The organism is Delftia sp. Lp-1 (assembly GCF_020523835.1).
Lineage (GTDB): Bacteria > Pseudomonadota > Gammaproteobacteria > Burkholderiales > Burkholderiaceae_C > Comamonas > Comamonas acidovorans.
In genome coordinates, this window is the sequence record NZ_JAJALJ010000003.1 from 880,836 (window position 1) to 904,326 (window position 23,491).

The following is a 23,491-nucleotide window of genomic DNA, read 5'->3' on the forward strand; positions in this document are numbered from 1 at the left end:
GGCGCAAGAGGAGGGCGTGGCATGCTGCGCCTGAACCTCGTGCTGCTGCTGGCGGTGATGGCCAGCGCCATCTTCCTGGTGCACAACCAGTACGAATCGCGCCGCCTGTTCACCGAACTGGACCGTGCCGTGGCCGAGTCGCGCCGCCTGGCCACCGAGCAGCAGCGCCTGCAGGTGGAAAAGCGCGCCCAGGCCACGCCACAGCGCATCGAGGTCATGGCGCGCGAGCGCCTGCAGATGAAGCCGGCCACGCCGGCCATCGCCCAGTACGTCAATGACGATGCGCGCACCGGAGTGGCTCCATGACACGCAGCGTGCTCTACACCTCCAGTCCCCTGCTGGCGTCCAAGACTCCCCTGTGGCGCAGCAAGATGATCGTGGCCATGCTGGGCCTGGGCTTTGTCGGCCTGGGCGCGCGCGCAGCCTACGTGCAGGTGTTCGGCAACGACTTCTTCCAGCGCCAGGGCCAGGTGCGCTTTGCGCGCACGCTGGAGCTGCCGGCCAACCGTGGCCGCCTGCTGGACCGCAATGGACTGATCCTGGCCTCCAGCGTGCCGGCCGCCAGCATCTGGGCCATTCCTGAAGATGTCGAGCAGGACGACCCCGAGGTCAAGGCCAAGCTCAAGCAGCTTGCCGCGCTCATGGAGATGCCGCTGCCCGCGCTGATGGAAAAGCTGGCCGACGAGGACAAGACCTTCGTCTGGATCAAGCGCCAGCTCGACTGGGACGTTGGCCAGCAGATCCATGCCCTCAACATCAAGGGCATCTACCAGCGCAAGGAATACAAGCGCCAGTACCCGGAAGGCGAATCGGCCGCCCACATCGTGGGCTTCACCAATGTGGAAGACCATGGCCAGGAAGGCATGGAGCTGGCCTTCGACAAGGAGCTCGGCGGCAAGCCCGGCTCGCGCCGCGTGATCAAGGACCGCCTGGGCCGCGTGGTCGAGGGCGTGGGCGAGGAAGTGCCGCCTCAGGACGGCCGCGACATCCAGCTGTCCGTGGACAGCAAGGTCCAGTACTTCGCCTACCAGAAGCTCAAGGAGCAGGTCATCGCGCACAAGGCCAAGGCGGGCAGCGTGGTGGTCATGGATGCGCACACTGGCGAATTGCTGGCCCTGGCCAACTACCCCAGCTATGTGCCCGACAAGCGCAAGAACCTGACGGGCGAGCAGCTGCGCAACCGCGCCATCACCGACACCTTCGAGCCCGGCTCGACCATGAAGCCCATCACCATCGGCCTGGCGCTGGAGTCGGGCCGCTTCAAGCCGGAAACGCCCATCGACACCACGCCGGGCCGCGTCAACGTCACGGGCTCGACGATTTCCGACACCCACAACTACGGCCTGCTCACCGTGGCCGGCGTGATCCAGAAGTCCAGCAACGTGGGCACGACCAAGATCGCGCTGCAGATGCCGGCCAAGGAAATGTGGGAAACCTTCTCGGCTGTGGGCTTCGGCCAGAAGCCGCAGATCTCCTTCCCCGGCGCCGCCAGCGGTCGCCTGCGTCCCTACAAGACCTGGAGGCCCGTCGAGCAGGCCACCATGGGCTATGGCTACGGCCTGTCCGCCAGCCTGCTGCAGATGACGCGCAGCTACACCGTCTTTGCCAACGGCGGGCGCGTGATCCCGGCCACCATGGTCAAGACCGACGAGCCGCCCGTGGGCGTGCCCGTGTTCTCTCCGCGCACGGCCAACGAGGTGCGCAAGATGCTGGCCCTGGCGGCCGGCCCCGGCGGCACGGGCCAGCGCGCCCAGACCATCGGCTACTCGGTGGGCGGCAAGTCGGGCACGGCCCGCAAGCAGCAGGGCAAGGGCTATGCCGCCGGCAAGTACCGCGCCTGGTTCACGGGCATGGCGCCCATCGAGAACCCGCGCATCATCGTCGCCGTGATGGTGGACGAGCCCAGTGCAGGCACCATCTACGGCGGCACCGTGGCGGCACCCGTGTTCAGTGAAGTGGTGCAGCAGACGCTGCGCCTGATGGGCGTGCAGCCCGATATGGAAGTCAAGCCCTTGATCGTCGCCAACCCCGTGGAGGAGCCCTCGCTATGAGTTCCTCCCAAGCCCTGCGGGTGCTGTCCACGGCCACCGAGGCTGTCCAATGGCTGGCTGCCCGCCTGCAAGGCAGCGGCACGCTGCAGACCGACAGCCGCAAGGTCCGGCCCGGCGACGTCTTCATCGCCTGGCCCGGCGCGGCCACCGATGGCCGCGCCCATGTGGCCTCGGCCCTGGAGCGCGGTGCCATGGCCTGCCTGGTCGAAGCGCAGGGTGTCGAAGCCTTCGGTTTTTCCGGCGAGCACATCGCGGCGCTGCCCGGCCTCAAGGCCGCCACCGGCCTGATCGCCGACCAGTGGTTCCAGCATCCCAGCGCCCAGATCGACGTGCTGGCCGTGACCGGCACCAATGGCAAGACCACCACCGCCTGGTGGCTGGCGCACGCGCTGGCCCAGGTGAAGCTGCAGGAACGCAGCGGCTGCGCCCTGGTGGGCACGCTGGGCGTGGGCATTCCGCCCGCCATGGAATCCACGGGCATGACCACGCCCGACCCGGTGCGGCTGCAGCGCGCGTTCCGCGAGTACGCCGATGCGGGCCTGGCGGCCTGCGCCATCGAGGCCTCGTCCATCGGCATCGTCGAGCGCCGGCTGGACGGCACGCGCATCCGCGTGGCGCTGTTCACCAATTTCACGCAGGACCACCTCGACTACCACGGCAGCATGCAGGCCTACTGGGATGCCAAGGCCGCGCTGTTCGACTGGCCCGGCCTGCAGGCCGCCGTCGTCAATGTGGACGACGCGCATGGCGCACGCCTGTGGGCCACGCTGCAGTCGCGCAAGCAGCCTGCCGCGCTCGATGTCTGGAGCATTTCCATCGAAGGCGCGGCGCGCCTGCAGGCCAAGGACATTGCGCTGGGTGCCGAGGGCCTGAGCTTCACCGTGATCGAGGCCGGCCACAGCCTGCGCATGCACACGCGCATGGTGGGCCAGTACAACGTATCCAACCTGCTGGGCGTGCTGGCCGCGCTGCGCTGCCTGGGCCTGACCCTGGACCAGGCCGTCGCCGCCTGCGCCCACCTGGAGCCCGTGCCCGGCCGCATGCAGCAGATCGTCCAGCCCGGCCAGCCGCTGGTGGCCGTGGACTACGCCCACACGCCCGATGCGCTGGACAAGGCCCTGCGCGCCCTGCGCCCGGCCGCCGAGCAGCGCCGTGGCCGGCTGTGGTGCGTGTTCGGCTGCGGCGGCGACCGCGATGCCACCAAGCGGCCGCTCATGGGGCAGGCCGCCCAGAAGAATGCCGACTGTGTGCTGGTCACCAGCGACAACCCGCGCAGCGAAGTGCCCGACCGCATCATCGACCAGATCCTGGCCGGCATGCAGCCGGGCGAGAACCTGCAGTCCCAGGCCGATCGCGCAGCGGCCATCGCCCAGGCGATTGCGCACGCCAGCGAACGCGACGTGGTGCTGATCGCCGGCAAGGGACATGAGGACTACCAGGAGACGGCGGGCCAGCGCCATCCGTTCTCCGACATGGCCGAGGCGCACAAGGCGCTGGCGGCCCGCGAAGGAAAGAAGCGGTCATGATGACCTTGCAACAAGCGCTGGAGCTGATCCAGTCGCATATCCCCCAGGCACGGCTGGTCGGCAACGGCCAGGCCGTGCTCACGCGCGTGCACACCGACACCCGCACGCTGCAGGCCGGGGATCTGTTCGTCGCCTTGAAGGGCGAGCGTTTCGATGCCAACCAGTTCCTGGCCCAGGCCCGCGAGGCCGGCGCTGCCGCAGCCCTGGCCCATGGCGGCCTGGAGGCCGCAGGCCTGTCCGGCATCGAGGTGCCTGACTCGCTGGTCGCCCTGGGCGCGCTGGCCACGGCCTGGCGCGCGCGCTTTGCGCTGCCGCTGATTGCCGTCACCGGCAGCAACGGCAAGACCACGGTCACGCAGATGGTGGCCTCCATCCTGCGCGCCCACGCGGGCGAGGCGGCCCTGGCCACGCGCGGCAACTTCAACAACTCCATCGGCCTGCCGCTGAGCCTGATGCGCATGACCGCCCAGCACCGCGTGGCCGTGCTGGAGATGGGCATGAACCATCCCGGCGAGATTGCCGAGCTGGCCGCCATCGGCCAGCCCACGGTGGCCCTGGTCAACAACGCGCAGCGCGAGCACCAGGAATTCATGCACACGGTCGAGGCCGTGGCGCGCGAGAACGGCAGCGTGCTGCTGTCCCTGCCCGCCGACGGCGTGGCCGTGTTCCCGGCCGGCGACACCTACACGCCGCTGTGGCGCGAGCTGGCCGCTGCGCGCCAGTGCTTGCTGTTCGGCGAGTCTGCCGATGGCGCCCAGGTCCATGCGCGCGATGCGCTGTGGCTGGGCGATGCCTGGCAGTTCACCCTGGTCACGCCCGAGGGCGAGGCCCCGGTGCGCCTGCACATTGCCGGCCGCCACAACGTGCGCAATGCGCTGGCCGCTGCGGCCTGTGCCCAGGCAGCCGGTGTGCCGCTGGCCGACATTGCACGCGGCCTGAGCGTGTTCGAGCCCGTGCAGGGCCGCTCGCGCGCACTGGGCGTTTCGTTGCAGGGCCGCACGGTCACCGTGATCGACGACAGCTACAACGCCAATCCCGACTCGGTGGCCGCGGCCATCGAGGTGCTGCGCGAACTGCCCGCTCCCCAGCTGCTGGTGCTGGGCGACATGGGCGAGGTCGGCGACCAGGGGCCGCAATTCCATGCCGAGGCTGGCGCGTTGGCGCGCAGCCTGGGCATTGCCCGGCTGTTCACGCTGGGCACGCAAAGCACATCCGCCGCCACCGCATTCGGTGCAGGTGCGCGGCATTTCGAAGACATGGCCTCGCTGCAGCAGGCAGCCTGTGCCGCGCTGCCCGAGGTGGGCAGCATTCTGGTCAAGGGTTCGAGGTTCATGAAGATGGAGCAGGTGGTTCAGGCGGTCGAGGCGGCCGGCAAGGATGACGGTTGCAAGCAGGAGGCCGCATGCTGCTGATGCTGTCCCAATGGCTGCAGGGCCTGTCCCCCGAGTTCGGCTTTCTGCGCGTCTTCCAGTACCTCACGATGCGCGCCGTGATGGCCGCGCTCACGGCCCTGGTCATCGGACTGCTGGCCGGGCCGCGCCTGATCCGCATGCTGACCTCGCTCAAGATCGGCCAGCCCGTGCGGGGCTACGGCATGGAGACCCATCTGGCCAAGAGCGGCACGCCCACCATGGGCGGGGCGCTGATCCTGCTGTCCATTGCCGTTTCCACGCTGCTGTGGTTCGACCTGTCCAACCGCTTCGTCTGGATCGTGCTGCTGGTCACGCTGGGCTTTGGCACCATCGGATGGGTGGACGACTGGCGCAAGGTGGTCAACAAGGACCCCGAAGGCATGCGCTCGGGCGAGAAGTATTTCTGGCAGTCCGTCATCGGCCTGCTGGCCGCGCTGTACCTGGTGTTCTGCATTTCCGAGAACTCCAATGCCCAGGTCTTCGAGCTGTTCGTCACCTGGGTGCAGTCCGGCTTTGCGCTGGATCTGCCGCCCAAGGCGGGCCTGCTCGTGCCTTTCTTCAAGGAAGTCAGCTACCCGCTGGGCGTGCTGGGCTTCGTGATCATGACCTATCTGGTCATCGTGGGCGCCAGCAATGCCGTGAACCTGACCGACGGGCTGGACGGCCTGGCGATCATGCCCGTGATCATGGTGGGCTCGGCCCTGGGCATCTTCGCCTACGTCACCGGCAATGCCGGCTACGCCAAGTACCTGCTGTTCCCGCACATCCCGGGTTCGGGCGAGCTGCTGGTGTACTGCGCGGCCATGGCCGGCGCGGGCCTCGCCTTCCTCTGGTTCAACGCCCACCCGGCCCAGGTGTTCATGGGCGACGTGGGTGCGCTGGCGCTGGGCGCCTCGCTGGGCACCATTGCCGTCATCGTGCGCCAGGAAATCGTGCTGGCCATCATGGGCGGCATCTTCGTGGTGGAGGCGCTGTCGGTGATGCTGCAGGTCACCTGGTTCAAGTTCACCAAGAAGCGCTACGGCCAGGGACGCCGCCTGCTAAAGATGGCGCCGCTGCACCACCACTTTGAAAAGAGTGGCTGGAAGGAGACCCAGGTCGTGATCCGCTTCTGGATCATCACCATGCTGCTGTGCCTGCTGGGCCTGTCCACGCTGAAGCTGAGGTGAGTGCATGAACACCGAAGACTTCAAGACCGACCTCCACGCACTGCCGGCTACCGAGCCCGCCGTGCCGGCGTCCCCTGCCGAGCCGGCCGGGATGCCGGGCCTCGCTCCTGAGGAGCAGATGGTTGCTGACCCGGTCCTGGACGATTCACTGGCTCCCGTGCCAGTTGGCGACGGCGAGGCGGAGCCTGCGGCCGCCGAGGTGCCGCAGGTGCCTGTGGCCCTTGCCGAGCCCGTGCCCGACATCGCCACGCTGACGGCGGCCAAGGATGCTGCGGCCTTCGTGGCCCAGATCTTTGCGGACCCCAGCATCTCCGACTCGTCCGATGCCGAGGTCACGCCCCTTGCCGCCGAAGAGGCGGTTGAATCCGAACAGGTGCTGCCGCCCGTGGCTGCCGGCTGGCCCGGCGAGCAGGTCCAGCACCTGCAGGGCCAGCGCGTGCTCGTGCTGGGTCTGGGCGCCTCGGGCCTGGCCATGGCACGCTGGTGCGTGCGCTGCGGCGCCGAAGTCATCGTGGCCGATACGCGCCAGGCGCCGCCCCAGCTGCAGCAGCTGTCCACCGAATTGCCCCAGGTGCGCTTCGTGCCCGGCGAGTTCACGGCGCAGCTGGTGGACGGCCAGAGCCTGGGCCTGGTCTACCGCTCGCCCGGCCTGAGCCCGGCCGCCGTGGCGCCCGTGGTCGATACCGCGCGCGCCCAGGGCCTGCCCGTGGGCGGCGAACTCGATCTCTTCGCCATGGCGCTCAAGGCCCTGGCCGCGGCCCATGGCTACCGTCCCACGGTGCTGGGCATCACCGGGACCAATGGGAAGACCACGGTCACCTCGCTGACCGGCCAACTGCTGGAGCATGCGGGCCTGCGCGTGGCCGTGGCCGGCAATATCGGCCCCACGCTGCTGGACACGCTGACCCAGGCCATCGATGCCGAAACGCTGCCCCAGGCCTGGGTGCTGGAGCTGTCCAGCTTCCAGCTCGATGGCGTGCAGATGTTCGAGCCCACGGCCGCCGCCGTGCTCAACATCACCCAGGACCATCTGGACTGGCACGGCAGCCTGCGCGCCTATGCCGATGCCAAGGCCTGCATCTTCGGCAGCAGCGGCACCATGGTGCTCAACCGCGAAGATCCCGAGGTCATGCGCATGCTGCCGGCGCCCGTGGTGCCACCGGGCAAGCGCCAAAAGCCCCAGCAGCGTGCCCACATCACCTTCGGCGGCGACATGCCGCGCCGCCCCGGCGACTTCGGCCTGGAAGTGGTCAGCGGCATGACGTGGCTGGTGCGCGCCCATGAGGCCGACGAAACCGCCAAGGGCAAGAACGCCGAAGACCTGTACATCCAGCGCCTCATGCCTGCCGACGCACTGCGCATCCGCGGCCGGCACAACGCCATCAACGCCCTGTCTGCCCTGGCCCTGGCCAGCGCGGGCGGCTGCACGCTGGCGCCGCTGCTCTATGGACTGCGTGAATACCGGGGCGAGCCGCACCGCGTCCAGCCCATTGGCCGCGTCAACGGCGTGGAGTACTACGACGACAGCAAGGGCACGAACGTGGGCGCCACCGTGGCCGCGCTGTCCGGCCTGGGACCTGACCACCGCATCGTGGTCATCCTGGGTGGCGACGGCAAGGGCCAGGATTTCTCTCCGCTGGTCGCGCCCGTGTCGCGCCATGTGCGCACGGCCGTGCTGATCGGCCGCGACGCCGGCCGCATTCGCGCCGCCCTGCAGGACTGCGGCGTGCCCCTGGTCGATGCCACCACCATGGCCGACGCCGTGGAACTGGCCGCCTCGCGCGCCCATGAGGGCGATGCCGTGCTGCTGTCGCCCGCCTGCGCCAGCCTGGACATGTTCCGCAACTACGAGGACCGGGCCCACCAGTTCGTCGATGCCGTGCGCGCCTTGGCGCTGGATGCCGGGCATGAACTCGGAGGTGCTGCATGACCGCCGTATCGCAGGTCCTGGGCCGCATGCGCTCCTGGTTCGGAGGCGCGCAGGAGAAGGCCATCGACGTGCTGCCCGTGCGCCTGGGCGGTCCCCAGTACCACCGGCCCACGCAGACGCCTGCCAGCGTGCTCGGCCTGGACCAGGCCCTGATCTGGGTGGTCATAGGCCTGCTGGCCTGGAGCCTGATCATGGTGTATTCGGCGTCGATCGCCATGCCGGACAATCCGCGCTTCGGCAAGATAGCGCCCACCCATTTCCTGATGCGCCATGCCATGTCCATCGGCATGGCCTTCGTCGGCGCGCTGCTGGCCTTCCAGGTGTCCATGGCCACCTGGGAGCGCATGGCGCGCAAGCTGTTCCTGGTGTCCCTGGTCCTGCTGGTGGCCGTGCTGATCCCGCACGTGGGCACCGTGGTCAACGGCGCGCGGCGCTGGCTGTCGCTGGGCATCATGAATTTCCAGCCGTCCGAACTGGCCAAGTTCGCCGTGCTCATCTATGCGGCCGACTACATGGTGCGCAAGATGGAGGTCAAGGAGCGCTTCTTCCGCGCCGTGCTGCCCATGGGGCTGGCCGTGGTGCTGGTCGGCGTGCTGCTGCTGGCCGAGCCCGACATGGGCGCCTTCATGGTGATCGTGGTGATCGCCATGGGCATCCTGTTCCTGGGCGGTGTCAACGCGCGCATGTTCTTCCTGATCGCGGCCCTGGTGGTGCTGGCCTTCGTGCTGATCATCGCCACCTCCGAATGGCGGCGCGAGCGCATCTTTGCCTACCTCAATCCCTGGGATGAAAAGCACGCCCTGGGCAAGGGCTACCAGCTGTCGCATGCGCTGATCGCCATCGGTCGCGGCGAGATCTTCGGCGTGGGCCTGGGCCGCAGCGTCGAGAAGCTGCACTGGCTGCCCGAGGCGCATACCGACTTTCTGCTGGCCGTGATCGGCGAGGAATTCGGCCTGGTCGGCGTGCTCTTGATCGCCGTCACCTTCCTGTGGCTCACGCGCCGCATCATGCTCATAGGGCGGCAGGCCATTGCGCTGGACCGGGTGTTCTCCGGCCTGGTGGCCGAGGGCATTGCGATCTGGATGGGTTTCCAGGCCTTCATCAACATGGGCGTGAACCTGGGCGCGCTGCCTACCAAGGGGCTGACGCTGCCCCTGATGAGTTTCGGCGGCTCGGCCATTTTGATGAATCTGATAGCGATAGCGGTGGTGTTAAGGGTGGACTACGAGAACAAGTTGCTGATGAAGGGAGGGCATGCATGACACAGCAGCCCATCTCCCAAGGCACGCAACGCCAGCGCACGGCCCTGATCATGGCCGGCGGCACCGGCGGACATATCTTCCCGGGCCTGGCCGTGGCCCAGGCCCTGCGCGAGCGCGGCTGGAACGTGCGCTGGCTGGGCGCGCCCGGCTCCATGGAGTCGCGCATCGTGCCGGCCCAGGGCTTCCCGCTGGAGACCATCGAGTTCTCGGGCGTGCGCGGCAAGGGCATCATGACCCTGGCCTTTTTGCCCATGCGCCTGCTGCGTGCCTTCTGGCAGGCGCTGGCCGTGGTGCGCCGCGTCAAGCCCGACGTGGTGGTCGGTCTGGGTGGCTACATCAGCTTCCCCGGTGGAATGATGGCCGTGCTGGCCGGCAAACCCCTGGTGCTGCATGAGCAGAACTCCGTGGCCGGCATGGCCAACAAGGTGCTGGCCAGCGTCTCCCACCGCATCTTCACCGCCTTCCCCAACGTATTCCCCAAGGGCCGCTGGGTCGGCAACCCCTTGCGCCAGGCCTTCACCGAGCAGCCCGCGCCCGAGCAGCGTTTCGCAGGCCGCAGCGGTCCGCTGCGCCTGCTGGTGGTGGGTGGCAGCCTGGGCGCCAAGGCGCTCAACGAGATCGTGCCCCAGGCGCTGGCCCTGATTCCTGCCGATGTGCGGCCCGTCGTGCTGCACCAAAGCGGCGCCGCGCAGATCGATGCCCTGCGCGCCAACTACGCGGCGGCAGGCGTGCAGGCCGAGCTGACGCCCTTCATCGACGATACGGCGCGCGCCTTTGCCGAGGCCGATGTCATCGTCTGCCGCGCTGGCGCCAGCACGGTCACCGAGATCGCGGCCGTGGGCGCCGCAGCCATCTATGTGCCCTTCCCGTCCGCCGTGGACGACCACCAGACCACGAACGCGCGTTTCCTGGTCGATGCCGGTGGTGGATGGTTGATGCAACAAAGCGCACTGACTGCCCAAAGCCTGGCCGAAATGCTACAAAATATGCAGCGTGCGACGCTGCTGGAGCGCGCTGGAAAAGCCAAGAAAATGCAAAAGACCGATGCCACCGCCGAGGTGGTCGCCGCCTGTGAGGAACTGGCCGCATGAAGCACGCCATTCATCACATCCATTTCGTCGGCATCGGCGGCGCCGGAATGAGCGGCATCGCCGAGGTGCTGCACAACCTGGGTTACGCCATCTCGGGCTCGGACCTGTCCGACAGCGCCACGCTGCGCCGGCTCGCCGGCCTGGGCATCTCCACCCACGTCGGCCATGCGGCCGCGCACATCGAAGGGGCTGACGCCGTCGTCACCTCCACCGCCGTGCAGTCCGACAATCCCGAGGTGCTGGCCGCGCGCGAGCGCAAGATTCCCGTCGTGCCGCGTGCGCTCATGCTGGCCGAGCTCATGCGCTTCAAGCAGGGCATCGCCATCGCGGGTGCCCATGGCAAGACCACGACCACCAGCCTGGTGACCAGCGTGCTGGCCGAGGCCGGGCTGGACCCGACCTTCGTCATTGGCGGCAAGCTGAACAGCGCGGGCGCCAACGCCAAGCTGGGCCAGGGCGACTACATCGTGGTCGAGGCCGACGAGTCCGATGCCTCCTTCCTGAACCTGCTGCCCGTGATGGCCGTCGTCACCAACATCGACGCCGACCACATGGAAACCTACGGCCATGACTTCGGCCGGCTCAAGGGCGCCTTCGTCGATTTCCTGCACCGCATGCCGTTCTACGGTCGCGCCATCGTCTGCGTGGACAGCCCGGCCGTGCGCGAGATCCTGCCCCAGGTGGCCCGCCCCGTGACCACCTACGGCTTTGCCGAGGACGCCCAGGTGCGCGCCCTCAACGTGCGCGCCGAAGCTGGCAGCATGCATTTCACGGTGCGCCGCAGCAACGGCCAGAGCTATCCCGACCTGGACGTGGTGCTGAGCCTGCCGGGCGAGCACAACGTGCTCAACGCGCTGTCGGCAGTGGCCGTGGCCATGGAGCTGGAGATCTCCGACGACGCGCTGCTGCGTGCCTTCGAAAGCTTCAAGGGCGTGGGCCGGCGCTTCCAGCGCTATGGCGAACTGGCGACTGCCGACGGCGGCAGCTTCACCGTCATCGACGACTATGGCCACCACCCCGTCGAGATGGCGGCCACGCTGGCCGCCGCTCGTGGCGCCTTCCCGGGCCGTCGCCTGGTGCTGGCATTCCAGCCGCACCGCTACAGCCGCACGCGCGACTGCTTCGAGGATTTCGTCAAGGTCATCGGCCTGGCCGACGCCGTGCTGCTGACCGAGGTCTATGCGGCCGGCGAGGCGCCCGTGGTGGCGGCCGACGGCCGCTCGCTGACTCGCGCCCTGCGCGTGGCCGGCCGTGTCGAGCCGGTGTTTGTGGAAAACGTTGCCGAGCTGCCGGCGGCCATTGCCGTCAATGCCCGCGATGGCGACGTGTTGTTGTGCATGGGGGCAGGCTCGATTGGCGCCGTGCCCGGAAAGTTGGTTGAAATGCTTCAGAAACAAGAGCTGCAGGCGCAGCAGGGAGCTGCGCAATGAGCAGCTTCGGCACCCAGATCGATGTCAAGGCCCTGGGCAAGGTGGCCGTGCTGCTGGGCGGCCGCTCGGCCGAGCGCGAGGTCTCGCTGATGTCGGGCACGGGCGTGCTCAAGGCCCTGCTGTCGCATGGCGTGGACGCCCATGCCTTCGACCCCGCCGAGCGCGACCTGGGCGAGTTGAAGAAGGAAGGGTTCGACCGCTGCTTCATCGCGCTGCACGGCCGCTACGGCGAAGACGGCACGGTGCAGGGCGCGCTGGAGCTGCTGGGCATCCCGTACACGGGTCCCGGCGTGATGGCCTCGAGCATCGCCATGGACAAGATCATGACCAAGCGCATCTGGCGCTTCGAGGGCCTGCCCACGCCGGACTGGCGTCTGGTCGCCAGCGCAGGCGAGACGCGCGCCGCGCTGCAGGCGCTGGGCGCGCCCATGATCGTCAAGCCCTCGCGCGAGGGCTCGACCATCGGCCTGACCAAGGTATGGACGGCCGAGGAATGCGAGCAGGCCTATGTGCTGGCCTCCCGCTACGACCCCGAAGTGCTCTGCGAAGAGTTCATCGAGGGCGACGAGACCACCTGCCCCGTGCTCGGCACCGGCGAGGGCGCCCATGCGCTGCCCGTGATCCGCATCGTCGCCCCCGAAGGCAACTACGACTACCAGAACAAGTACTTCACCGACGACACCAAGTACCACTGCCCCAGCGGACTGCCCGCCGAGGAAGAGGCCGAGATCCGGCGCATCGTCGTGCGGGCCTTCCGCACGCTGGGCTGCCGCGGCTGGTCGCGCGCCGACATCATGATCCGCGCCAGCGATCGCAAGCCCTTCCTGCTGGAGATCAACACCTCGCCGGGCATGACGGGCCACTCGCTGGTGCCCATGTCGGCCCGCGCCATCGGTGTCAGCTACGAGAACCTCTGCCTGGGCATCCTGGCCAGCGCCGCGCTGGACGCCGCGCAACCGGAGCAGGAGCACGCATGAGCTACTCCCTGCCGGCCCCCTTCGACGTCAAGCTCATGAACGTGACCGCCACGGTCCTGTTCGTGGGCGTGGCTGCGCTGGGGCTGGCAGCGGTGAGCTGGTGGGCGCTGCGCCACCCGGCCTTCAACATCGGCCGCATCGTGGTCGAGGGCGAGCTGGTGCACAACAACACGGTGACGCTGCGCGCCAACGTGGCGCCCGTGCTCACGGGCAACTTCTTCACCGTGGACCTCAAGGGGGCCAAGGCGGCATTCGAGCAGGTTCCCTGGGTGCGCGAGGCGCAGGTGCGCCGCGACTATCCCAACAGCCTGCGCGTCATCCTGCACGAGCATGTGGCCGAGGCCTTCTGGGGCCCCGATTCGGGCACCGGCCTGATCAACAGCTTTGGCGAGGTCTTCGAGGCCAACCTGGGCGAGCTCGACCGCGACGGCCTGCCGCGCCTGCAGGGCCCCGAGGACAGCGCCCCGCAGATGCTGCAGATGTACCGGCTGCTGGTGCCGGCGCTGGGGCCGCTGGATGTGGAGATCGACGGGCTCACGCTCAATGCGCGCGGAAGCTGGCAGCTCAGGCTGGCCAATGATGCACAGATCGAACTGGGGGGCGGCAGCGTGGAAGCCGTGCTGCAGCGCGTGCAGCGCTTCGTGCGCACGCTGCCCCAGATCACGACCCAATACAAGCGCAAGGCCGACGCCATCGAGTCGGCCGACCTGCGCTACGAAGACGGATATGCGCTGAGGCTGCGCGGTGTGACCACCGGCACGGCCAAGGCGCCGGCTGCAGTGCGTCCCCGACGCTGAAGACGAGGGAGGAAAGACCTATGTACACGCACACCATGCAGCGACACAGCGACAGGACAGAACCAACCGGGGGCGGATGCTGATATGGCAAGAGAATACAAAGATGTGATCGTCGGACTGGACATCGGCACGGCCAAGGTCATGGTCGTGGTCGCCGAGGTCCTGTACAACGGCGAACTCAAGCTCGCCGGCCTCGGCGTGGCCCCGAGCAACGGACTCAAGCGGGGCGTGGTGGTGAACATCGACGCCACCGTGCAGAGCATCCAGCAGGCCTTGAAAGAGGCCGAGCTGATGGCCGACTGCAAGATCCAGCGCGTGTGCACCGGCATCACCGGCAGCCACATCCGCGGCCTGAACTCCAGCGGCATGGTGGCCATCAAGGACAAGGAAGTCACGGCCACCGACGTGGCGCGGGTGATGGAGACGGCCAAGGCCATCAACATCTCCTCGGACCAGCGGCTGCTGCTGGTCGAGCCGCAGGAATTCGTGATCGACGGCCAGGAAGTGCGCGAGCCCATCGGCATGAGCGGCATCCGCCTGGAGGCCAAGATCCACATCGTCACGGGCGCGCAGAGCGCGGCCGAGAACATCATCAAGTGCGTGCGCCGCTGCGGCCTGGAGGTCGAGCAGCTGCTGCTCAACCCGCTGGCATCGAGCCAGGCCGTGCTCACCGACGACGAGCGCGAGCTGGGCGTGGCCGTGGTCGATATCGGCGCGGGCGCCACCGACGTGGCCATCTTCACGGGCGGCGCCATCCGGCACACGGCCGTCATCCCGATCGCGGGCGACCTGATCACCAGCGACATCGCCATGGCGCTGCGCACGCCGACCAAGGACGCAGAGGACATCAAGGTCGAAAGCGGCTATGCCAAGCAACTGCTGGCCGACCCCGATGCCCAGGTCGAAGTGCCGGGCCTGGGCGACCGCAGCCCGCGCATGATCAGCAAGCAGGCGCTGGCCGGCGTGATCGAGCCGCGCGTGGAAGAGATCTTTTCTTTGGTGCAGCAGGTGGTGCGCGATTCCGGCTACGAGGAAGTTCTGTCCTCGGGCATCGTGCTGACCGGCGGCAGCGCCGTCATGCCGGGCATGGTGGAACTGGGCGAGGACATCTTCCTCAAGCCCGTGCGCCGCGGCATCCCCAAGTATTCGAGCGCTCTGGCAGACATGGTGGCCCAACCCCGCGCCGCCACCGTGATGGGATTGCTCGAAGAGGCCCGCCTGGCTCGCCTGCGCGGTTTCAAGGTGGCACAAAAGAGTGGGTCGATGAAGACCGCTTTTGGCCGTTTCAAAGACTTCATCGTGGGGAACTTTTGATATGTGCTTTCATCGACTGCGCATTACCGGCCCGCCCACCGGCTTCCGAATACCGGACAGAAGACAGAATTTTCCCCAGACGGTGGTGACCACTTACAGAGAGCTACAGGAGAACCAACATGCCCATCGACATGATTGAAGTTGAAGAATTCAACCAGGGTACGCAGATCAAGGTGATCGGCGTTGGCGGCGGCGGCGGCAACGCCGTCGAGCACATGATTGCGCGCAACGTGCAGGGTGTGGAATTCGTCTGCGCCAACACCGACGCGCAGGCGCTGCTGCGCAGCAGCGCCCACCGCACCATCCAGCTCGGCGGCAGCGGCCTGGGCGCGGGCAGCAAGCCCGACAAGGGCCGCGAGGCTGCCGAAATGGCCGAGGACGACATTCGTACCGCCATCGAAGGCGCGCACATGCTGTTCATCACGGCCGGCATGGGCGGCGGCACGGGCACGGGCGCTGCGCCCGTGATTGCGCGCGTGGCCAAGGAAATGGGCATTCTCACCGTGGGCGTGGTCACCAAGCCCTTCGAGTGGGAAGGCGGCCGACGCATGGCCAATGCCGACAGCGGCCTCAACGAGCTCGAAGCCAATGTCGATTCGCTGATCGTCGTGCTCAACGAGAAGCTGCTGGACGTGCTGGGTGACGACATCTCGCAGGACGAGGCCTTTGCCCATGCCAACGACGTTCTCAAGAACGCCGTGGGCGGCATTGCCGAAATCATCAACGAGTACGGCCATGTGAACGTCGACTTCGAAGACGTGCGCACCGTCATGGGCGAGCCCGGCAAGGCCATGATGGGCACGGCCAAGGCCGCCGGCCCCGACCGCGCGCGCATCGCCGCCGAGCAGGCCGTGGCCTGCCCGCTGCTGGAAGGCATCGACCTGTCGGGCGCCAAGGGCGTGCTGGTGCTGGTCACGGCCGCCAAGGGCAGCCTCAAGCTGTCCGAGTCGCGCCTGGCCATGAGCACCATCAATGCCTATGCCTCGCCCGATGCGCACGTGATCTACGGCGCCGCCTACGACGACACCCTGGGCGACGAGATCCGCGTCACCGTGGTCGCCACCGGCCTGTCGCGCCCCAGCGCACGCCGCCAGAACATGCAGGTGGTGCAGGGCGGTCTGCGCACCGGTACCGACAACATGAGCTACCAGCTGCCCTCGGCCTCCATGGGTGCTGCCACGGCAGCCGGCGGCCTGGTCGGCGGTGCCGCCGGCGGCGCCGACTATGCCAACAACATGTCGGTCCCCAGCGTCTGGCGTACCAACCGCACGCAGGCCGCTGCCCGCGTCGATGCCCTGGCCTCCGGCGGCATGGACGATCTGGAAATCCCGGCCTTCCTGCGCAAGCAGGCTGACTGAGCAGCGGCCCATACGGTCGCTGCATAGCCGTGATAGCGAAAGCCGTGCCAGGGCCATGCCCTGCGCACGGCTGCCGCGTTCTAAAATAGCCGGATGCTCCAACAACGCACCATCAAGACGATCACCCGTGCCGTTGGCGTGGGCCTGCACAGTGGCCAGCGCGTCGAGTTGACGCTGCGACCCGCGCAGCCCGACACCGGCATCGTGTTCCGTCGCGTGGACCTGCCGGAGCCTGTGGACATCCCGATCTCGGCCGAAGCCGTCACCGACACGCGCATGGCCTCCACCATCGGCACCGGCGGCGCCAAGGTGCATACCGTGGAGCACTTGATGTCGGCCATTGCCGGTCTCGGGCTCGACAACATCTATATAGACATCACCGCCGAGGAAGTGCCCATCCTCGACGGCTCCTCCGCCTCCTTCGTGTTCCTGCTGCAAAGCGCGGGCATCGAGCTGCAGAAGGCTCCCAAGCGCTTCATCCGCGTCATCCGCCCCGTCGAGGTGCGCGAGGGCGAGGGCCAGAACCTCAAGTGGGCACGCTTCGACCCCTACCACGGCTTCAAGCTGCGCTTCGAGATCGACTTCGCTCATCCGGCCGTGGACTCCACGGGCCAGTGCGTGGAGTTCGACATGGGCGAGGACAACTACACGCGCGACATCGCACGCGCGCGCACCTTCGGCTTCACCAAGGACGTGGAAATGCTGCGCAGCCATGGCCTGGCGCTGGGCGGCGGCATGGACAACGCCATCGTCATGGACGACTACAAGGTGCTCAACAGCGACGGCCTGCGCTACGACGACGAGTTCGCCAAGCACAAGATCCTCGACGCCATCGGCGACCTGTACCTGATCGGCAGGCCGCTGCTGGCCGCCTACAGCGCCTTCCGCTCGGGCCACGGCATGAACAACCAGTTGCTGCGTGCCCTGCTGGCCCAGCCCGATGCCTGGGAACTGGTCAGCTTCGACAGCGAGCGCCAGGCCCCCAAGGGCTTCGCCCAGCCCGCGCGGGCCTGGTGAGGCGAGCGCCGCCATGCTGATCTTCCGCTGGCTGGCCACCCTGCTGCTGCTGGCCTCGGCCGTCTCTTTCGCGTTCTACCTGGGCACTGGCCGGCCGCACTACAAGCGCTGGGGCTTCATCATCCTCAAGTGGACCGTGATTGCCGGCGTGACCTTCTTCGCCGTGCTGTTCTTCGGCCGCATCGTCTGAGGTCAGCTCTGACTCGCATCCCATCCAACGCAATTGCGATAGCGAGATCGAGACCATGGCGCTTGCGGGGGGCGCGCTCAGGCGAGAGACAGCAAGCAAGGGCCGCCCCGCAGCTAGGCTGTCGTCCCCCTCAGGGGGAGTCAATACACCCTGCCGCCCTTGTAGACGGCATGCTGGCGGCGCTGCAGCTGCGTGACCTCGGCCATCTTCGACATGGCGGCGCCCGCATGGGCGTGGGTGATGGCCAGGCCCAGGGCGTCGGCTGCGTCGGTGCCGGGCAGGCCGGGCAGTTGCAGCAGGCGGCGCACCATTTCCTGGATCTGGCTCTTGGCCGCGCGGCCGTGGCCGGTCATGGCCTTTTTCATCTGCAGTGCCGTGTATTCAGCGACCGGCAGGCCCGCATTGACCAGGGCCGTGAGCGCGGCGCCGCGCGCCTGGCCCAGCAGCAGCGTGGACTGGGGGTTGACGTTGACGAAAACGATTTCCACGGCCGAGGTGTCGGGCTGGTAGCGGCTGGCGACTTCCGAGATGCCGTCGAACAGCAGCTTGAGCCGGCCCGGCAGGTCGCCGAGCGCGATGCCGGTGGTGCGGATGGTGCCGCTGGCCACATAGGCCAGGCGGTGGCCGTCGACGTCGATCACGCCGAATCCCGTGGTCTGCAGCCCGGGGTCTATTCCAAGAATGCGCATGGCGTGACTGTAGCCGTTCAGGGGATGACGGCGCTGGGCATTCTTTGCATGACCGTGCGCGTGCGCTGCAGCAGATAGCCGGAGTTGGGCAGCTTCTCGAAGCGTTTGGGCTGGGGCAGCATCACGGCCAGGCGTGCGGCCTCGGCCGCGCTGAGCTGTGAGGCGCTCTTGCGAAAGTAGTGGCGGGCTGCAGCCTCCGCGCCAAACACGCCCTGGCCCCATTCCACGCTGTTGAGGTAGATCTCCAGGATGCGCTGCTTGCTCAGCATCAGTTCCAGCAGCTGGGTCAGCACCAGTTCCTGGCCCTTGCGCAGCAGGCTGCGTTCTCCCGACAGCAGCAGGTTCTTGGCCAGCTGCTGGGTGATGGTGGAGCCGCCGTAGATCTTGGGCGCCTTGCCGTTGTCTGCCTTCTGGGCACGGGCTTCGGCGCGCTGGTTGCGCTGCCAGGCCTTCTCGATGGCCTCCCATTGCACCCCGTGGTGTTCGGTGAAGCTGTCATCTTCGGAGGCGATGACGGCGCGCTTGAGCGTGGGCGCGATGCGGTCGTAGGGCAGCCATTGCTGGCTCCAGTGCAGGCCTTCGGAGCTGCGCAGCATCTGCCAGGCCTCGGAGCGCTGAAAGGCCGTGGATTCAGGATCGACCACCACCATCAGCGCAATGCGCAGCACAAAGAACAGCTGCAGCAGCAGGCCGGCGCACAGCACCAGCAGCAGGGCGCGTGCCAGGGATTTCATAAAGCGCTCAGCCGCCTTGAGCAATATGGGCGCGCAGCTCGTTCAGCACCTGGGCCGAGGGCGGGCGCACGCCGCGCCACAGCGCGAACGATTCGGCCGCCTGCTCCACCAGCATGCCCAGCCCGTCGCGGGCCTGGGCGCCATGCTGCTCGGCCCATTGCAGGAAGCCCTGGGCTGCGGCGCCGTACATCATGTCGTAGGCCAGGCTGCCAGGCCGCAGCACGCGGGCCGGCACGGGTACCTCGGCACCGGCCAGGCTGCTGGCGGTGGCGTTGATGACCACGTCGAAATCCTCATTCACGGCCTCCAGCGCCACCAGTTCCACGCCATGGTGCGCGGCGATGGCGGCATGGCGCTGCACCAGTGCCTGGGCGCGCTCGAAGGTGCGGTTGACCACGGCGATGCGGCGCGGGCGCTCGGCAAGCAGCGAGCCCAGTGCGCCGGCTGCGGCGCCACCCGCGCCCAGCAGCAGCAGGTCGCGCCCAGCCAGCGGCACGCCCGCATTGCGCACGATGTCGGCCACCAGGCCCAGGCCGTCGGTGTTGTCGGCATGGATGCCGTCCGCCGCCAGCACCAGGGTGTTGGCGGCGCCGGCCAGTTGCACGCGCTCGCTGGAGGTGGTGGCCAGCTGTGCGGCTTCCAGCTTGAAGGGCACGGTGACATTGCAGCCGCGTCCGCCTGCCGCGACAAAGCCGCGCACGGCCTCGGCAAAGCCTTGCAGCTCCACATGCTGGCGCTCGTAGTGCAGGTCCTGCCCGCACAGTTCGGCAAAGCGGGCATGGATCCAGGGCGAACGGCTGTGCGCGACGGGGTTGCCCATGACGCAGTATCGGTCGGAGGAGTTGGCGGCGGAAGTCATGTCGGAAAAGGAGGGTGCGCGAAGACAAGAAGAGGGCGCTACTGCACGGTCGTCTGCAGCGTCTGCTCGCGGGTGAACTTGAAGCGCGAGACCACGGCGATCTGGTCGGCCTTGGCGCGCATGGCGGGGCCGAAATGGCCGAAGGGGCCGGCCGCACGCGCAATGGCCTCGGCCCGGGTGTCCAGCAGGCGGTTGCCCGAGCCCTGCACGATCTCGGTGGACAGCACCCGCCCGTCGTGGTTGACGGTGAGGATCATGACCAGCTCGCCGTAGAGTTTCTTGCCGGCCTGCTCGGGGAAGTTTTCCGTGCCCTTGTCCTCGACCTTGCGGCGCAGGCCGTCGTAGTAGATGGCGTAGACGGCCTCGCGCGTGGACGGGCTGATATAGCGCTTCTTGGGGCGGGCGTTTTCCTCGTTGATGCGCTTTTCGATCTCGGCCAGCAGCTTGACCAGCTGCTGGCGCTTTTCCTGCTGGGCCTGCTGCTCCTTGGTCTGCTTGGCCGCCTCGCGCGGGTCCAGCGGCGGCAGGGCCGCGACCTGCTTGCGCAACTGCGTCAGCAAGACGGTCTGCTGCTCCTGCATGGAGTCGATCTGGCGCTGGCGTTCCTCGAAGTCGTCGCCCACGGCCGTGAGTGCCGAGTAGGGCATGGGGCTGGAGGCCCGGCCCTTGTCGGCCTCGCCGCCGCCGGCCAGCGAGGTCTGCGCGATGGCCTGCGCCTTGTCGGGCTGCTCGTTGGCGCGGGCATTGACCAAGATGACTTCCAGCGGCGTGTCCTGGAACACGCGGTCGAAGCGCTCCGGGTCGATGAACCGGAACGAGAACAACCCGGCATGCAGGGCGATGGAAACGCCCAGTGCCAACTGCAGCGTGCTCAGGGAACGGAGGGCGGTAGGCAGTTTCACGTCAGATCTGGGGCAGTTGCTCGGATGTGAGGCAGGTCAGGGCTGGGCGGGGTCGGCCGCCGGTGTGCCATCGGTCTCGTTCATGTCCACGGCGATGGCGATGGGGCCGGCCACGGCTTCCTCGTCATCCTCGGCGCTGTCTTCGGCGCCATCGGCAGCGGCCGCCGCATCGCCATCCAGGCGCTCGATCAGCGTGCCCGAGACATCGAGCGCGATCTCGTCGATCTCGCCCAGGCGCACGCGCACATGGGCGCCGCGCGGCAGGCCGGTGACGCCCAGCACGGGGAAGACCAGGGGCAGGTCATCGGCGCGCACCAGCAGGCCGCCGCCCATGCCTTCCTTGATGACGGTGGCCGTCAGCTCGGTGATGGCGTGCTGCTGCAGGTACTTGAGCGTCCAGAACCGTTCCATGCCGGCCTGGTAGCCGTTGTAGGCGCTGTAGGCACCGTCGAAGCTGCTGATGATGCCGAACAGCTCGGCATCCTTGGGCTTGAACGGCGCGGCCAGGGCGGCGGTCTTGCCGTGGCGCGCGCAGGCAATGATCTGCCACTGGTTGACCAGGTCCACGTAGCGGCGCAGCGGCGAGGTGGCCCAGGCATAGCTCTTGACGCCGATGCCTGCATGGGGCTGCGCCTTTGTGGACATGCGCACCTTGATGCCGGGCGCCAGGCTGGCCTGGCTGCGGTAGATGCCGGGCACGCCGAGCTCGGCCATCCAGCCGCCCCAGGTGCTGTTGGCCACGATGGCGGCCTCGGCCACGATCAGGTCCAGCGGCGCGCCGCGCTTGCGCACGCTGATCTCCACCTGCTCGTTGCCGCGGGGCTCGGCGCCGCCGTTGCCCACGAGGCGGAAGTTGTAGTCGGGGCGGTTGAAGTTCTCGGGCTTGCCGCGCACCAGTTCGCGCCCGGCCTTCAGGTGCTTGGCCCAGCGCTGCAGGAACGTCAGTTCGGCGCGCTTGCCTTGCAGCACTTCGGGCGTGCCCTCGACCTCGAAGGAGGGGTCGGCCAGCCACTGCTCGGTGACGATGTGGTCCAGCTTGTCATGGCGGAAGTTGACCTGCACGGGCACGCGCTCCAGGCGCGTCTCGCTGGCCGTGGTCTCCAGCGTGGCCTCGTCCACGGTGACGTACAGCGATACGGCGGGGTTGGCGCGGCCTTCGTCCAGCGTGTAGATCTGCACCACCTCGTCGGGCAGCATGGTGATCTTGTAGCCGGGCATGTAGACGGTGGACAGGCGCGAGCGGCCGAGCTGGTCCAGCGGCGTGCCCGGCACGATGGCCAGACCGGGCGCGGCAATGTGGATACCCACGGTGACCGTGCCCGTGCCCAGGCCGCGCACCGACAGCGCATCGTCGATTTCGGTGGTGGCCGAGTCATCGATGGAAAACGCCTGGACCTCGGCCAGCGGCAGGTCGGCCGGTGGCTGGGGTGCCTGCAGGGCCGGGAACTGCGTGCCCTTGGGGAAGTGGTCGAACAGGAAGCGCTTCCAGTGGAACTCGTAGGCCGATTCAATGGCGCCGGCCCTGTGCAGCAGATCCAGCGGGGCCAGGCGCGTGGCGCGGCTGGCCTCGACCACGGCCTTGTATTCGGCGGCGTTCTTGTCGGGGCGGAACAGGATCTTGTAGAGCTGCTCGCGGATGGGGCCGGGGCATTCGCCGGCGCCCAGTTGCTCGGCCCAGGCCGTGATCTGGGCCTGGATCTGCTTTTTCTTTTCTATGCCGGCCAGCGCCTGCTGCAGGATCTCGGCCGGCGCCTTCTTGAAGCGGCCCTTGCCGGAGCGGCGGAAGTAGTGCGGTGCGTCGTAGAGGCGGAACAGCGCGCCGGCCTGCTCGGCCAGCGTGGCCTTGTCCGAGAAATAGTCGCGTGCAAGGTCGGCAAAGCCGAATTCCTCCTCGGGGGCGAATTCCCAGGCCAGGTCCAGATCGATCTGGGCGGCCTGCGCCTGCGCCTGGGCGATCAGTTCGGCAGGCGCCGGCTTGTCGAACTTGAGCAGGATGTTGGCCGACTTGACCTTGACCCGTTTGCCCGAGTCCAGCTCCACCTGGGCGGAGGTGTCGGCTTCGGAGAGGATGCGGCCGGCCAGGAACTTGCCGGATTCTTCAAACAATGCGTGCATAGCCCGACATTCTCCCATGCTGCGGCTGGCAGCTGCCGCGCAGTCTTGTGCGGCATCAGGCCAGATTCAGGAACTCGTCCAGCTGAGGCAAGTACTCCTCGAAGTTGCTCAGCGCGTGATCGCCGCCCTCCTGGATGATCTGCAGCGCATGCGGATAGCGTGCGCTCATCTCGCGCCAGTCCAGCACCTCGTCGCCCTCGGCCGCCAGCAGCATTTCGGGGGCGGCCGGTGTCATATGGCGCGTGTCCAGCGCGCGCAGCTCCTCGATGTATTCGCGGCGGAAGAAGAAACGTTCCTCCGGGTTGTGCCAGGAAGTCTGCTCGCCGATGTACTTTTCAAGATCGCGCGCCGGGTTGACGGCCGGGTTGATCATCACGCTGCGGCAGCGCGCCAGCTGGGCCACCCAACTGGCGTAGTAGCCGCCCAGCGAGGAGCCGATCACGGCCATGGTCTCGCGCGGCCAGCTGCCGATGCCATCGGCGATCAGGGCAGCCGCCTCGCGCGGGGAAGGGGGCAGTTGCGGGCTCCACCAGCGCACATGGGGATGGCGCGTGGCCACATGCTCGGCCAGGCGCCGGGCCTTGTTGGATTGGGGAGAGGAGCGAAAGCCGTGCAGGTACAGCAAATGGGTGGTGGTCATGGCGGGCGCTCTCCTTTGCGTTGCTGGG

The 23,491-nt window shown here is 67.9% G+C and carries 21 protein-coding genes; 15 read left to right on the plus strand and 6 right to left on the minus strand.

The features are described from left to right. Positions 1 to 21: 21 nt before the first annotated feature. From ftsL to LGR64_RS25055, 15 genes are all read left to right on the plus strand, one after another. The gene (gene ftsL / locus LGR64_RS24985; protein WP_012203393.1) at positions 22 to 306 is read left to right on the plus strand and encodes a cell division protein FtsL; all 285 of its coding nucleotides are present in this window, start codon (positions 22 to 24) and stop codon (positions 304 to 306) included. Beyond that, a complete protein-coding gene (locus LGR64_RS24990) occupies positions 303 to 2,051 on the plus strand; it encodes a peptidoglycan D,D-transpeptidase FtsI family protein (protein WP_013804112.1) in 1,749 nt (582 codons plus the stop codon). Before ftsL ends, LGR64_RS24990 begins: the two co-directional genes overlap by 4 nt. Next, positions 2,048 to 3,577 carry a UDP-N-acetylmuramoyl-L-alanyl-D-glutamate--2,6-diaminopimelate ligase gene (locus LGR64_RS24995; protein ID WP_141830239.1) on the plus strand — a complete coding sequence of 510 codons (1,530 nt, stop codon included), beginning with the start codon at positions 2,048 to 2,050 and terminating at the stop codon, positions 3,575 to 3,577. Before LGR64_RS24990 ends, LGR64_RS24995 begins: the two co-directional genes overlap by 4 nt. Then, a complete protein-coding gene (locus LGR64_RS25000) occupies positions 3,574 to 4,989 on the plus strand; it encodes a UDP-N-acetylmuramoyl-tripeptide--D-alanyl-D-alanine ligase (protein WP_141830237.1) in 1,416 nt (471 codons plus the stop codon). Before LGR64_RS24995 ends, LGR64_RS25000 begins: the two co-directional genes overlap by 4 nt. Further along, a complete protein-coding gene (mraY, locus tag LGR64_RS25005) occupies positions 4,980 to 6,158 on the plus strand; it encodes a phospho-N-acetylmuramoyl-pentapeptide-transferase (protein WP_012203397.1) in 1,179 nt (392 codons plus the stop codon). The genes LGR64_RS25000 and mraY overlap by 10 nt, the downstream gene beginning before the upstream one ends. Before the next feature lie 4 nt (positions 6,159 to 6,162). Next, positions 6,163 to 8,088 (plus strand): UDP-N-acetylmuramoyl-L-alanine--D-glutamate ligase, encoded by a 1,926-nt coding sequence (gene murD, locus LGR64_RS25010; protein ID WP_141830235.1) that lies wholly within the window; start codon positions 6,163 to 6,165, stop codon positions 8,086 to 8,088. Further along, positions 8,085 to 9,350 (plus strand): putative lipid II flippase FtsW, encoded by a 1,266-nt coding sequence (ftsW, locus tag LGR64_RS25015; protein ID WP_012203399.1) that lies wholly within the window; start codon positions 8,085 to 8,087, stop codon positions 9,348 to 9,350. Before murD ends, ftsW begins: the two co-directional genes overlap by 4 nt. Then, positions 9,347 to 10,441, plus strand: coding sequence for an undecaprenyldiphospho-muramoylpentapeptide beta-N-acetylglucosaminyltransferase (gene murG / locus LGR64_RS25020; protein WP_034390492.1), 1,095 nt, complete (start codon positions 9,347 to 9,349; stop codon positions 10,439 to 10,441). Before ftsW ends, murG begins: the two co-directional genes overlap by 4 nt. Next, positions 10,438 to 11,871 carry a UDP-N-acetylmuramate--L-alanine ligase gene (gene murC, locus LGR64_RS25025; protein ID WP_141830232.1) on the plus strand — a complete coding sequence of 478 codons (1,434 nt, stop codon included), beginning with the start codon at positions 10,438 to 10,440 and terminating at the stop codon, positions 11,869 to 11,871. Before murG ends, murC begins: the two co-directional genes overlap by 4 nt. Further along, on the plus strand, positions 11,868 to 12,848 hold the full coding sequence (locus LGR64_RS25030; RefSeq protein ID WP_043822039.1) for a D-alanine--D-alanine ligase: 981 nt from the start codon (positions 11,868 to 11,870) through the stop codon (positions 12,846 to 12,848). The genes murC and LGR64_RS25030 overlap by 4 nt, the downstream gene beginning before the upstream one ends. Next, positions 12,845 to 13,645 carry a cell division protein FtsQ/DivIB gene (locus LGR64_RS25035; RefSeq protein ID WP_013804104.1) on the plus strand — a complete coding sequence of 267 codons (801 nt, stop codon included), beginning with the start codon at positions 12,845 to 12,847 and terminating at the stop codon, positions 13,643 to 13,645. The genes LGR64_RS25030 and LGR64_RS25035 overlap by 4 nt, the downstream gene beginning before the upstream one ends. A gap of 84 nt (positions 13,646 to 13,729) precedes the next feature. Beyond that, positions 13,730 to 14,959 (plus strand): cell division protein FtsA, encoded by a 1,230-nt coding sequence (ftsA, locus tag LGR64_RS25040; protein ID WP_012203404.1) that lies wholly within the window; start codon positions 13,730 to 13,732, stop codon positions 14,957 to 14,959. A 119-nt stretch (positions 14,960 to 15,078) separates the two neighbouring features. Next, on the plus strand, positions 15,079 to 16,317 hold the full coding sequence (gene ftsZ, locus LGR64_RS25045; RefSeq protein ID WP_012203405.1) for a cell division protein FtsZ: 1,239 nt from the start codon (positions 15,079 to 15,081) through the stop codon (positions 16,315 to 16,317). A gap of 93 nt (positions 16,318 to 16,410) precedes the next feature. After that, the gene (gene lpxC, locus LGR64_RS25050) at positions 16,411 to 17,334 is read left to right on the plus strand and encodes a UDP-3-O-acyl-N-acetylglucosamine deacetylase (protein WP_012203406.1); all 924 of its coding nucleotides are present in this window, start codon (positions 16,411 to 16,413) and stop codon (positions 17,332 to 17,334) included. 13 nt (positions 17,335 to 17,347) lie between these two features. After that, positions 17,348 to 17,524, plus strand: a complete 177-nt coding sequence (locus tag LGR64_RS25055) for a hypothetical protein (RefSeq protein ID WP_012203407.1) — start codon at positions 17,348 to 17,350, stop codon at positions 17,522 to 17,524. 140 nt (positions 17,525 to 17,664) lie between these two features. Here the strand turns inward: LGR64_RS25055 and ruvC are convergent, their stop codons facing one another. From ruvC to LGR64_RS25085, 6 genes are read right to left on the minus strand one after another with little or no spacing between them, the layout of a single operon-like run. Further along, on the minus strand, positions 17,665 to 18,213 hold the full coding sequence (ruvC, locus tag LGR64_RS25060; RefSeq protein WP_012203410.1) for a crossover junction endodeoxyribonuclease RuvC: 549 nt from the start codon (positions 18,211 to 18,213) through the stop codon (positions 17,665 to 17,667). A 17-nt stretch (positions 18,214 to 18,230) separates the two neighbouring features. Then, entirely contained in the window at positions 18,231 to 18,947 is a 717-nt protein-coding gene (mtgA, locus tag LGR64_RS25065; protein WP_012203411.1) for a monofunctional biosynthetic peptidoglycan transglycosylase, read from the minus strand. Positions 18,948 to 18,954: 7 nt separating this feature from the next. Then, positions 18,955 to 19,806: a shikimate dehydrogenase gene (gene aroE, locus LGR64_RS25070; RefSeq protein WP_141830229.1), complete on the minus strand. Its 852-nt coding sequence runs from the start codon at positions 19,804 to 19,806 to the stop codon at positions 18,955 to 18,957. Positions 19,807 to 19,844: 38 nt separating this feature from the next. Beyond that, on the minus strand, positions 19,845 to 20,708 hold the full coding sequence (locus tag LGR64_RS25075) for an energy transducer TonB (RefSeq protein WP_012203413.1): 864 nt from the start codon (positions 20,706 to 20,708) through the stop codon (positions 19,845 to 19,847). Between the two features lie 36 nt (positions 20,709 to 20,744). Continuing rightward, positions 20,745 to 22,823 carry a ribonuclease catalytic domain-containing protein gene (locus LGR64_RS25080; RefSeq protein ID WP_012203414.1) on the minus strand — a complete coding sequence of 693 codons (2,079 nt, stop codon included), beginning with the start codon at positions 22,821 to 22,823 and terminating at the stop codon, positions 20,745 to 20,747. Between the two features lie 55 nt (positions 22,824 to 22,878). Next, the gene (locus LGR64_RS25085) at positions 22,879 to 23,463 is read right to left on the minus strand and encodes a YqiA/YcfP family alpha/beta fold hydrolase (RefSeq protein ID WP_012203415.1); all 585 of its coding nucleotides are present in this window, start codon (positions 23,461 to 23,463) and stop codon (positions 22,879 to 22,881) included. Positions 23,464 to 23,491 lie beyond the last annotated feature (28 nt).